At 53.0% G+C, this 12375-nt stretch carries 10 protein-coding genes and 1 pseudogene; 6 read left to right on the top strand and 5 right to left on the bottom strand.

What is annotated here, in order from left to right; genetic code table 11:
* The 3 genes and pseudogenes from RCH91_RS00200 to RCH91_RS00210 all read left to right on the top strand — a co-directional run.
* Positions 1 to 127 (top strand): integrase core domain-containing protein (locus RCH91_RS00200; RefSeq protein ID WP_306532552.1); only part of this gene is annotated, 127 nt, incomplete at its 5' end.
* A gap of 39 nt (positions 128 to 166) precedes the next feature.
* Positions 167 to 1216: pseudogene (locus RCH91_RS00205) on the top strand (aldehyde ferredoxin oxidoreductase C-terminal domain-containing protein); the annotation flags it as partial.
* Positions 1217 to 1303: 87 nt separating this feature from the next.
* Positions 1304 to 2392 (top strand): MBL fold metallo-hydrolase, encoded by a 1089-nt coding sequence (locus tag RCH91_RS00210; RefSeq protein ID WP_373694346.1) that lies wholly within the window; start codon positions 1304 to 1306, stop codon positions 2390 to 2392.
* An 89-nt stretch (positions 2393 to 2481) separates the two neighbouring features.
* Here RCH91_RS00210 and RCH91_RS00215 read toward each other — a convergent pair whose 3' ends face one another.
* Positions 2482 to 3801: a hypothetical protein gene (locus tag RCH91_RS00215; protein WP_306532491.1), complete on the bottom strand. Its 1320-nt coding sequence runs from the start codon at positions 3799 to 3801 to the stop codon at positions 2482 to 2484.
* Between the two features lie 49 nt (positions 3802 to 3850).
* A complete protein-coding gene (locus tag RCH91_RS00220) occupies positions 3851 to 5476 on the bottom strand; it encodes an ATP-binding protein (RefSeq protein ID WP_306532492.1) in 1626 nt (541 codons plus the stop codon).
* 209 nt (positions 5477 to 5685) lie between these two features.
* Between RCH91_RS00220 and RCH91_RS00225 the strand changes: the two genes are divergently transcribed.
* The gene (locus tag RCH91_RS00225) at positions 5686 to 6804 is read left to right on the top strand and encodes an IS4 family transposase (protein ID WP_306532493.1); all 1119 of its coding nucleotides are present in this window, start codon (positions 5686 to 5688) and stop codon (positions 6802 to 6804) included.
* Here RCH91_RS00225 and RCH91_RS00230 read toward each other — a convergent pair.
* The 3 genes from RCH91_RS00230 to RCH91_RS00240 all read right to left on the bottom strand — a co-directional run bounded on the left by RCH91_RS00230 (position 6768) and on the right by RCH91_RS00240 (position 9076).
* On the bottom strand, positions 6768 to 7184 hold the full coding sequence (locus tag RCH91_RS00230; protein WP_306532494.1) for a hypothetical protein: 417 nt from the start codon (positions 7182 to 7184) through the stop codon (positions 6768 to 6770). The genes RCH91_RS00225 and RCH91_RS00230 overlap by 37 nt on opposite strands.
* A 12-nt stretch (positions 7185 to 7196) precedes the next feature.
* Complete coding sequence (locus tag RCH91_RS00235) at positions 7197 to 8150, bottom strand: DNA adenine methylase (protein ID WP_306532495.1); 954 nt, start codon at positions 8148 to 8150, stop codon at positions 7197 to 7199.
* A gap of 89 nt (positions 8151 to 8239) precedes the next feature.
* Positions 8240 to 9076, bottom strand: a complete 837-nt coding sequence (locus RCH91_RS00240; protein WP_306532496.1) for a Bro-N domain-containing protein — start codon at positions 9074 to 9076, stop codon at positions 8240 to 8242.
* Between the two features lie 424 nt (positions 9077 to 9500).
* Here RCH91_RS00240 and RCH91_RS00245 point away from each other — a divergent pair, with 424 nt between their 5' ends.
* Both RCH91_RS00245 and RCH91_RS00250 read left to right on the top strand, forming a co-directional pair.
* Complete coding sequence (locus RCH91_RS00245; RefSeq protein WP_306532497.1) at positions 9501 to 10649, top strand: iron-containing alcohol dehydrogenase; 1149 nt, start codon at positions 9501 to 9503, stop codon at positions 10647 to 10649.
* Positions 10650 to 10661: 12 nt separating this feature from the next.
* On the top strand, positions 10662 to 12320 hold the full coding sequence (locus RCH91_RS00250) for an ATP-binding protein (protein ID WP_306532498.1): 1659 nt from the start codon (positions 10662 to 10664) through the stop codon (positions 12318 to 12320).
* Positions 12321 to 12375 lie beyond the last annotated feature (55 nt).

Here is a 12375-nt window from a genome sequence, read left to right on the forward strand (position 1 = left end):
CTGGCGGCAGGACTACAACTCGGAAAGACCACACAGTTCATTAAACGACATGACGCCCGAAGAATTTGCAGCTACTTTCAACCAGGAACAACTGACCGAAAACACTAACCTAAACCTGGCCCACTAAGAGGGGGAAGGTCACGGCACCGCTTATGCCAAGTCCTGGGCGGAGCAGGGAACCGCCCGGGCCATTGTCGCTAACAGCAATGCGGGGACCGAGGCGGTCCGGAATTATCGCGAAGGGACCTTCCCGGAGGCTGACCGGATCGGCGGTGACGCTGCCCGGCGCGATGTCTGGGTGAAAGACATCGCCTGCTACTGCTGCCCCCTCGCCTGCAAGAAGAGCGGCAGGACGCGGGGCAAATACGGCGGCATCGTCCACGACGGCCCCGAATACGAAACCGGTGTCATGCTCGGCTCGAACCTCTTGATATCCGACATGCCCGGTTTGCTGAAGGCGATCACCATCCTCGACGATCTCGGCCTGGACCAGATCTCCACCGGCAACGTCATCGGCTTTCTCATGGAGGCCTACGAGAAAGGGCTGATTGATCGGGGATTTCTGGACGGCATCGATCTCAAATGGGGGAGTGTCGATGCGACCCTGGCGATGATCGAGAAGATCGCCGCGAAGGAGGGGGTGGGAGCCCTGGCCGCTGAAGGGGTGCGGGCACTTTCCTGGCACATCGGCAAAGGGAGTGAAAAGTTTGCCATCCAGGTGAAGGGGTTGGAGCTGGCGGCGCACAACATCCAGGCGAATCAGCCCCGGGGGCTCTCGTACGTCACCGCCTCCCGGGGAGCCTGCCACATGAGCGGCGACAACATTGCCATGCAGAACCGCCGGGCCATGCTCGACTCAACCGGCATGTGTTTTTTCCCCACCTTCGAGCCGGCGCTGGAGGAGCCGATGCTCTCCCTGCTCAGCGCGATAACCGGCCATGAATACGACAAAACCGAGTTCGAAAAAACCGGCGAAAGGATCTTTAATCTGGAGAAGCTGTTCAATTACCGCGAAGGATTTCGCCGTGCAGACGATCGGCTGCCTGACCGTTTTTTCGAGGACGCCTTCACCATTGGCCCCAAGAAGGGGGCGGTGCTCGACCGGAACCAGTTCGACACCATGCTCACCCAGTACTACAAAGATCGTGGCTGGGATCCTGAAACCACCAAGCCGGGGAAGGCAAAGTTGCAGGAGCTCGGGCTGGATTCGATCTGATCACAGGGAGATAGGAAAATGAATTCGAAAGTAATAACAATGAAACGAATTCTTTTCTACGTCGTAATTTTTGGAGTCCTTTTTGTTATGGCATCAACACTGCTCAATTCAACCAGTTCTGCCCAGACCCGATCATCTCTGTCACTCGATAGCGACCAGAAAAATCCGGTCATGGTTACCAAAGGCGGGCGGCTTGAACAGGCTCGCATCATGTGGGATTTCTTCTTCAATAAACCTACTGATACCCGTCCATCCGGGAAGATTCCCGTACAGACGCTGACAAAGCAACAGTTACTGGCCGCCCCGAACAACACGGTATACCGCCTTGGTCACTCAACCGTGCTGCTGAAGTTGCACAACGCATTCTGGATCACCGATCCGATGTTTTCTGACCGTGCATCCCCGCTACAGTTTGCCGGGCCGGAGCGGTTTCACACGCCCCCCATCAATATAGACGAGCTCCCGCGGATCAAGGCGGTCATCATCTCCCACGACCATTACGACCACCTGGACCATGATTCCATCATGAGGCTGGCGGGAAAGACGGACTATTTCCTAACGCCGCTCGGGGTGGGAGACATCCTTGTCGACTGGGGGTTGCCGGCAGCAAAGGTGCGGCAACTGGACTGGTGGCAGGGGATTGACATCGGCGATGTCCGTTTTGTTGCCACGCCTGCGCAACACTTTTCCGGTCGCGGGCTGTTCAACAAGAATCAAACCCAGTGGGCTTCATGGGTAATCCTTGCCCCTGACCAGCGCGTGTTCTTCAGTGGCGATTCCGGCTACTTCGACGGATTCAGGCAGATTGGCGAGAAATACGGCCCCTTCGACCTGACCCTTCTGGAAACCGGTGCCTACAATGACAACTGGCCGAATGTCCATATGCGCCCGGAAGAGAGCATCCAGGCGCATCTCGACCTGAAGGGCAAACGCCTGCTGCCGATCCACAACGGCACCTTTGATCTGTCCATGCACTCCTGGCGGGAACCGTTCGACAGGATAGTCGCCCTGGGCAATGTTCAAGGCATTCCGGTCATTACCCCCCTGATGGGTGAACCGGCGAGCATGTACGACACCACGGGTGGCCGGCGCTGGTGGAAATTTCAGGAGAGATACAAAGAAACCGAGCAGGTGCACGTTAAGAGGCTATCTTCCGGCCCCGGCGGTGATAGCTGATGCCGAGCTTGTCCAGGCGTGAACGTAGCGTGCTTGGATGAGAGATGCAGCATTAGAGGTATTATTCCAATTGATCGCAAATGCAGCAATTAGGAAATCCCAAGCCCATGCCGCGTTACCAGATCGAGTACTTTTCCTCCAGGGACAAGGCTGATTGAAGCGTGACGATGAGCCAGAGCTATTGGGACAACCGCATTTTCGTAAAGATCAAACTCAAAATATCGGATGACGTCAAAAGCTCGCGCAATTTGATCACCATAAAACGCAACATCAGCCTTTTGTTTGGCAAAGAGTTTGCGGTTTTGCTTGTCACCAAACGGGTACGGTATCCCAACAGTAAAAATACGACCTTTTTCTGTCTTAAAGATGAAATCTTGACCGTAATAGGTTTCGTGGCCAAAGTTGTCAGTAAGCGCTGATGTGCCAATAATGAAGCGCTCACGGTAAGTGTCATCAACTACTCGATAAGAATTATTTGGCAAAAAACGATTAAGCGCACGAGCATGTTCCATAACCTGCCCATCTTTTTGCAAACCTATGATAATTGGCGGGGGGTACCCTTGTTTTTTCAACTGTTGAGCAATCCGATTATATAGGGATAACAATCTGAAGGAAATGCGAGCTGGCTGCCCAAAAATTGCTAACGGACCATCCAAAATGAAAGCCATACTGGAAAGAGCCTTCGGTTGGTAGTGCGCCAACATTCGGACCAGTGTAGCGACAATTAGGTGTTCAGCAGCATTCATAAACCGAGTCATTGCAGAGGTGTTGTCACCGAAGTCGCTCATCTGTTCGTGAATTCGGAGACTGTCAGTCAGATAAACGTCTTCGTTGCAATCGGGACAAGGCTGAATTTCCTTTTCCTGAATAAACTTGAAGCCACCACTTGGCTCAAAACCACAGACTGGACATTTTTTCATCTCGACAGTACCGCCATCGATGTCGAGTAGGGTGCCTCTGACTGTGAAATCAGTCCCTTTAGCAAAACTTGTACGCTCATCGGAAAGCTGGTCCCAGACAGCACGTCTAAAACCGGCTTGAACGGTTTTGGCTCCTTTGTAACGAATGTTGCTACCGGGTAGCGTAAATGAAATAGCATCAGCGTTTCGATGCATTTCTGCAACCTTAAAAGGGTCCACGAACCTCGACCCCGGCTTGCTTAGTCCGTCATAGTCCTTGAGATCAATTAAAACTAAACTGATTTTCACATAACCAATCTGTGTGCTAGGAAATTTCCCATTGATAGGCTCAGAATATGGACTGGCATCAGATGCAACGATTTTTATAGGTAAGGATAGATTAAGAGGAGCTGGTTGATATGTTGCTACAATTGATGCTGCTTCCTCGTCTGTTGGTTCTCTCATGTAGACGCAATCTTGGAGAAAACCTGCTACATCCGGATTTTTCACAAGATCAGAATGCCCCCCTTTTGAGGCACGTTCTCGGGCATATGGCATATTAGGCACCTACCCCGCTAGTAATCTTTGCTAACTTCTGCTTCAGCTCAGAAGGTGTGAATCTGTGAATTTGAGTTGGAATTACAAACGGTGATGACAGTGTCTTGATTCTAGCAAAACCAACATCTTGGGCTGATTTTAGCGAGTCATGAAAGTCAGCGAAATCATAGAACTTCCCTAACGCCCTAAGTTCATCCTCATTGTTAAGGTGGGACACGAACCAGTTTTCAGTGTTTGCTAGTATGTTGGGATGTATGGAGGATGGTTCCTGAGTCGCATATACGAAGGCAATCTTTGCCTTCGCACCTTCCTTGGCTAGACGTGGCCACGTATCGCTGAGATCGTCTTTCTTGCCGATGAGGTTGTGTGCTTCCTCAACATAAATCACCATGTTCGGTGGAACCTCTCCGGCGTTCATAATGTTAAAGGAACGGACAAAAATTTGTTCAGCAATTCGCTTTGACAACACAGTGCGCACAGTTACGGGACCTGCGGAAAGGTCAAGAATTACTATCTTACCATTCATTAGATGAGCGATGATCTCGTCAATGACATCTCCCATGCGACGCGGCGAGTGATAAGGTCTGTAATTAACGATCGCACGGTAGCCGCCGAAGGGTTGCTCTCGGCTATTTTCTCGCACCATAAAGTTTAGATACGACTCCAGTGTTGGGTCAACCCATGGATTTCCCTTAGTGCTAGACTCAATACCAATTGTTGGTCTGCCATTACTTTTCTGATCTATCTTTATTTTTAAATTAAAACTGCGAATAGTTTCGAACCAAGCGCACGCATCTGACAAGCTTACATTCGAAGACGATGGAATCGAAACTACTAGTGGTGGTGCCTGCGCTGCAGCATATCGGACTATTTGCTCAGTCAGCGTTTTAGAGACAGGTACCGTTACTTGAAAACCAGCTGGAGCAGCGTATCCGGCTTTATGAAGGATGCACTGAAAAACTGCTTTTCGTACCTGCCAACGATTGTGCTCACCACGATCTGAAGTATCAGGTTCCTCAAGAGAAGATGACATTACGTTATCTAGATCTTGTCCAGAATACGACGAAGGCTCTTTCCTGAAAAGCTCTTGAATCAAGTTAAGCCCGTGATTAGTTTCTATATAGAAATTCGTTCTTAAGTCTTCAAAACCCGCCGTATCAATGGCGCGATAACGGACACAATCTGCACCAAATACATCCGCGATAGAACTCCCATCGTCTTGGTGGTTCGCGTTAGCGTATTCGCCGTTAATGTCGAAGATGATCTGTCCAACTTTAATTCCGTCATTCGTCGCTGCCATTGTTACTGCAGCCACAGTCGTCTTTACCGTGTTAGATTTACCGGTTCGTGTCATCCCAAGAACAGCAGTGCGACGGGAAAGAAAATCAGACGGTTGAATCATCACTGGTACCAACTGTTCTCCAGTGCCACGATGAAGTCGAGCGGTTGATGTGTATCGGACAGTGCCAATCTCAATTGCTGTAGGTAACCCTGAAAATCCGGATTTTAGGGCTTCTTCTAGCGCTTTATTACGAACTTCAGGATTGATGTGATTCACAATAGCAGACAAGGCATCGCCCCGGGGCTTGAAAACGCGAAGCCTAGTTGAACTAACGTAATTTTCCAAGTCACTTCCCAAGCGGAGTTCTCCGTTTTCAACGTAGAACGTGCCCAGAATTCGACATTTCAATGCACCGTATTGGAGTTCTGCATGTGTAATAGGATCGAGACCATCACTGCTGTCCCATAGTTTGATTCAATAAATGAAGGCTCGGAGAGCTCCCTGTGTTATAATGCGTTCGCCAAAACCATTACGAAAACAAGGAGATCCGAGCCGTGGCGCATTGTAACACAGTACTGTCTCAGGTTGTCAAATTCTTCCGGCGACATGAATTTGAGTCGCTGGCCCGCGCTAACCATGCGGGGCAGAAATTCCGCTCCTTCGATCGCTGGTCCCAGTTCATCGCTATGCTTTCCGGCCAACTCACGGGGCGAAAAAGCCTGCGCGATCTGGTGGAAAATCTCGCGGCCCAAGGGCATAAACTCTATCACCTGGGCATGAAGAAGGTTCCCCGAACCACCCTGGCTCGGGTGAACGAGGAACAGCCGCACCAGCTGTACAAAGAGCTCTTTCACAAGATGCTGGGTCGTTGCCAAACCGTGGCTCCCAAGAACCGGTTCAAGCTGGACGCCAAGGTCTACCTTTTGGATGCAACGACCATCAGTCTCTGCCTGAAGGTGTTCCCTTGGGCCACCTATCAGCAGAAAAAAGGGGCCGTCAAGCTCCATATGGGACTTTCCGCCGACGGCTACCTGCCCGAATTCTTCGATGCCACCACCGGCAACGTCCACGAGGTTAACTGGGCCAAGCTCCTCACATTGCCGGCGGGCTCGTTTGTGGTCTTTGACCGCGGCTACACTGATTACGGTTGGTATCAGGCGTTGATGGAATCCGGCGTCTTTTTTGTCGCCCGGCTCAAGGACAACGCCCTGGTTGAGTACTTCAACAAACGTCGCGGCAGAAAAGCCCAAGGCGTCATTGCCGACCAGGAGATCTCCCTCAAGGGGATCACGGGCAAACTCCGCCTGGTACATTTCGTTGCGGAGGACGGCAACGAATATCGCTTCATAACCAATGCCGCTCACCTTCCAGCGGCTACAGTGGCAGATCTTTACAAAGAGCGCTGGCAGATCGAGCTGTTCTTCAAATGGATCAAGCAGAACCTGAAGGTGAAGACGTTTCTCGGCACCTCGGAGAATGCGGTACTCACCCAGCTCTGGATCGCCCTGTGCGTTTATCTGGTGCTGGCCTGGTTGAAATTCAAGTCAAAGATCGGGCTGTCGATGCAGCAGATGTTACGGTTATTACAGCTGAATTTGTTCGAGCGGCGTGATCTGGAAACTCTATTGAAACCACCTCAACTCACGCCAAGTCCACAACTGGCGCTACTTTGAAAACTATGGGACAGCAGTGCGAGACCATCATGAATATCCTGATTAAACACTTCATCGGCTGTCCTCCGCTGATTGTGCTCAATTCGCGTTCTTAGCAGATCACTATCTGATGGGAGTGAAGCAGGGCCAAGCACTCGCAGCAATACGACTTCTCTATCAAAGTTATGGGCTTCAGACATTTTTTCAGGATCGAATGCAGCTGCAACAAGAAACCCATTATGAGGGATACCGGAGACACGCTCTTTCCACGCATCATTTGTGAGGACGCAAGCCTCTGTAAAATTCATTGTATATACGTAACCTATATGACTCGTTTGATAATCACCCAAAAGGCTAATTAAGGGGTTAGTATCTACCATTATTTTGTCTGCAATGCCCATCTAAATTCTCCTTTAAGCGGAAGCGTTTGGTGAAGTTGGAATACGCGTCAGACCAAGTCCATGCTTGGCACTCTTTTTATATTTGCGGATTGTTATGCCTATATGTTCCTCATTTTCTGAGGCGGGGGAAGGCAATCGAGATAAATTTGAGAAGAAGAGTTCTCTGCCCACAAAAGAGGCCCCTCCCATCGGATGCGCCGAATAAGTGCTATCAATTACTCTGGCCCGTTTATTATGTTCTTTATATAACTCACGAACTTCTGGAGTGTCATCGTAAGACAATATCCAATTCTCGTTATTATTATCAAGGTAGCTCCTCAAGTTAGTGTGATCCTTATTAGAAAAATAATAACCATACAGTGCATCTGCCTTGTGATAGAAGGGGGGGTCAAAGTAGAAAAAAGTCTTAGTCTTCTCTTGAATACGATCACAGAAATTTTCCCAATCATTGCACGACACTGTAACAACACGCTCACTTAACAAACTTAATTCACGTATTCGCTGGGCAAGTTTTTCTCTATTGAACCTGGCTGCAAGTGTGCGTTTGTCTTGCTGCCATCCGCCAACAGGGCCAGCCTTATGGATAATTCCGTTAAAAGAGGTTCGGTTTAGATATAAACACTTCAGCGCAGACTCTCTAGTGCTGGTTGGCTCTAGTGACTTCTGACGTTTCCACTCGTCAATGGTTAGCGGTACATTGAGGATTTGATCAGCCAGCCACTCGGAATGGATTGGGCAAAATATTGTATCCCAAAGATGCGCAATTAAAGGATCAGCATCATTAAGTGCTATTCTTTCGACAAGTCCTTTTTCTAGTAACGCAATTGATACACTAGCCCCCCCGCAAAACGGCTCCGCGAAGACATCAATACGCAGCCCATTTAATCGAATCACATTTGCAATGAATTCAACAAAACGAGCTTTGCTACCTGGGTACCGAAGAATGCTTCTTGTATTTGTTGACATTAATTTCTCCAATGGAATATCAGTCACGCAGGAACCTGTGGGGTCAGGATTTACATTTAGACTTTTCCCCCTTTTTCAAGTCCACCACTTCATTTATCCGAAATCTTCCTTCTCCCCGGCGGCAGAAAATTCTCCCCGGTCACCACACTCCTGCCGGTCTTCTCCTCAAGATCCACCCGCGCTTTCCGGGCAATGCCGCCCCCCTTCTTTCCGGCCACCTTATTTTCCTTCATGCCGGTGGCTGCCATCGTCTCGGCAATCTGGCGGGTGGAGAGTTCGGCCAGGGCGGTAAAGATCAGCTCCGCTTCACTCATGTGGTCGCGCAGATTCTGGGTCTTCAGTCCTTTGAGCTTCTTGTGCTCTTTGACTGCGACTCCGGCCCATTCCTGATGAATGATGTTGGTCAGGATGGCAAACTCGCTCTCCTTCTTGATGTCGTGCTCTTTCCAGTAATCGGTCAGCTTGTTGCGGGTTTCCTGCCCCATCATCCGCTGCTGGATCCATTTTTCGCTTCTGCCGTGCTGCTGCCAGTACTCCCTTGCCCGATCCAGTGACCGCGCCGGGTCGGCCATGTCCTGCATCCGCTCATAGCCGACCTTTGCCAGCCAGAGCTTGATCGGCTCGGCTTTAGGGCTGGGCACCGACTGGACCAGGCGCAGCAGGGTTTCCGGGCTGGCGACATCTGTGAGGTATTTCTTCCCGTCAGCCGCTTCCAGTTTCAGTCGGTGACAATTTGTCACCGACTCATTCCCTTCCTTGCTCATGCGCTCTTTCAGCTTATTCCAATACTTCCGAGCTGTTTGATAATCCGGCTGCTGCAGCAGTGCCCGGATGATATCAACCACTGAGAAATACCAGGTTTCGGTATCCTCGTCGTAAATTCTGCGGATTTGATAATCTTCGAAAATCGCCAGCTTGTTTTTCATGGCACTAGAATCTCTTGTTTGTGTTCGCTAAACCTAGCCCTGATAACAGGGCTAGGGCTGGATACTGGCTGTAAATAGCTCGAATTTATCGCACTTACCCCTATTAAAGTCAATTATTCTATCGGTTTTATCGAACCATGCTCTACGCTTCTGAAATCATTCTGCCTGCCGATTTGTCCCCATCTGCTTTTAGACCTCCCGTCAACAAACCACGTGCCATATCGGAACACAATGCGTTAAAATGAAACAGTGGCCCCTGTCCTGAAATGGAGCAATGGCGGTGGGCGTTTGTGGCGCGGAATGCTGTAAACGGTCGGTTGGCGGCTTTTGCACGGGAATTGCAGATGTATACGGCTGTATACGGCATCGTCCCTGAGGTTTGACGGTGGGGAGACGGGGGGTGCCCGTTCCGAAAGGAGACAGTGTGAATATCAGCAAGTTTGTGGCGCCGGAAATCATCTTCGGCCGGGAGTCCCTTAGCCAGATCGGCGAGAGCGCCGCACGGATCGGCGCCTCCAAGGTGTTCCTGGTCAGCGACGAGGATGTCATCAACGCCGGGTGGGTGGACAAGGCGCTGTACTACCTTCATGCCGTCGGCCTGGAAACGGAAATCTACTCCTCCCTCACCTCCAACCCGAAGGATTTCGAGGTGACAGAGGGGGCGCGGCGGTACCTGGCCTCGGGGTGCGACGCCATCGTGGCCGTTGGGGGCGGCAGCCCCACCGACGTGGCCAAGGCCGTGGCCATCCTCGCCAGCAACGGCGGCCAGCTGCGCGACTACGAGGGGATCAACAGGATTGCCCGCCCCCTGCCGCCGATGGTGATTGCCCCATCCACCGCCGGAGCCGGTTCCGAGGTGAGCCAGTTCGCCATCATCGTCGACACCGACCGGAAGCTGAAGATGTCCATTATCTCCAAGTCCCTGGTGCCGGATATCGCCATCGTCGACCCGGAACTCCTCAGGACAAAGGACGCCAAGCTGGCGGCCGCCACCGGCATGGACGCCCTCACCCACGGCATCGAGTCCTACGTCTCCCTGGCAGCGACCCCCCTCACCGACATCCACGCCTGCAAGGCGATCCAACTCGTCGCGGCCAACCTGCGTCGGGCGGTGGCCGACCGGGGAGACATGGAGGCGAACACCAACATGGCCATGGCGAGCCTCACGGCCGGCATCGCCTTTTCCAACGCCATCCTCGGCGCCACCCACGCCATGACCCACCAGGTGGACGGCCTCCTGGACCAGCACCACGGCGAGGCCAACGCCTCGATCCTGCCGCACGTCATGGAGTTCAACCTCCCGGCCTGCCCGGAGCGGTTCAAGCATATCGCCTGGTCCCTGGGTAAGGACGTGCGCAACACCACCGTGGAGGAGGGGGCCCGGCTGGCCATCGAGGGGATTCGCGAACTGATCGCCGACATCGGCCTCGCCAAGGGACTCGGCGACATGGGGCTGCGGGAGGAGTTCATCCCGCTACTCAGCCGCAACGCCCTGAACGATGCCTGTCTGGTGACTAATCCGCGCAACGCCACTGTCGACGATATAGAGGTCATCTTCCGTAAGGCGATGTAACCGGGGAAAGCCATGGACAACAGGGAAAAGCTGCTGGAACAGTTGACCGGGGTCGACTCCTCCAAGCTCAACTACTATATCGAGCTGAAAAAGCGGAACCAGGAGGTTCTCAAGCAGAACAGCCGCCTGGAGATCCTGCAGCAGCTGACCCGGGATATCAATATCGACATGTCCATCGAGGATATCATCGAACGGGCCTTCACCAAGTTTCCCCAGACCCTGTCCTGCGACTTTCTTGGCCTGGTGACGGTCCGCAACGGCGCGCTGCTGCTCAAGGCGATGATGCCGAAGGACTTCTGCAGAATAGACAACTTCCCCGCCCATTCCCCCGCACTGAATGTCATCCGGGACAAAAAGGCCGGCATTTTCAACCTGACGGCGGAGGAGCTCAGCCACATCCAGATCAATCCGAGTTATCCGGGGCCGCTCCGGGCGTTGGCGGTTGCGCCGATGTTCAAACGCAACGAGGTGATCGGCGCCCTCATCGTCGCCAGCATCGTCGAGGGGGCCTACAACGAGGCGGATCTCAGCTTTGTCCAGCATCTGGCGGACCAGTTGTCGATCAGTATCCAGAACGCCCGACTCTACAAGCAGGTCTCCCGGGCCAAGAAGGAATGGGAGGAGACCTTCCTGGCGGTTACCGACCCGATCTTCCTGGTCGACACCGACTACAACGTCCTGCTCCACAACAACCGGTTGTCGCCGGAGATGAGCGGGTTCTGGAACCAGGCGGTGAGCAACAAGTGCTTCGCAAAGCTCCATGGCCGCACCCACCCCTGCGAGGAGTGCCCCATCAAGGAGGTCCAGCGGACCGGCAAGCCGGTGTTCCAGCGCTGGCAGACCGAGACGGGGTTGATCCTCGACCTTTCCTACTACCCGGTGCTCAACGAAGACAAGCAGCTGTCGGCGGTGACGATCATCATCAAGGATGTCACCGACAAGACCAAGATGGAGGCGCACCTGGTCCAGACGGCAAAGCTGGCTGCGCTGGGGGAGATGGCGGCCGGCGTGGCCCATGAGCTGAACAGCCCCATGACGGTCATCATCGGCACGGCGCAACTGCTGGCCAGGGATCTCAAACAGGATGCGCACTACGAACAGGCCGAAGTGCTGGAAGATATCATCAACTCGGGCCTGCGCTGCAAGCGGATCATCCAGAACCTGCTCACCTTCTCCCGGCAGAACCAGCCTCCGGCCACGGATGTCGACCTCAATGCCGAGGTGGAGCGGGTTTTGAGCATGATCCAGTACCAGATCAACCGGAACCAGATCAGGATCGTCGAGCAGCTCGCCCCCTTCCTCCCGCGTCTCACCGCCAACGGCCCCCAGATCCAGCAGGTGCTGACCAATTTTCTGATCAACGCCCGGGATGCCCTGACCGACGTGGAGCGGAAGGAAAAAGTCATCACGGTGGCCACCTTGCTGTTGGTGAAGGATGGGAAGAAGTGGGCCATCCTCAGCGTGAAGGACAATGGCACCGGCATCGCACCGGAGAACCTGTCGAAGATCTTCACCCCCTTCTACACGAGCAAGGAAGCGACCAAGGGGACCGGGCTCGGCCTTTCGGTGAGCCTGGGGATTGCCGAGTCCCACAACGGCACCATCGAGGTGGAGAGCAGGCCGGGGGAGGGGAGCACTTTCTCGCTGCTCCTTCCTGTCGAGCAGCCGTGATCCATTGGAGACTTAATTAGTTCCCTCCCCCTTGGCGGGGGAGGGCTAGGGTGGG

Source organism: Geobacter sp. (genome assembly GCF_030834625.1).
In the GTDB taxonomy this organism is placed as follows: Bacteria; Desulfobacterota; Desulfuromonadia; order Geobacterales; family Geobacteraceae; genus Geobacter.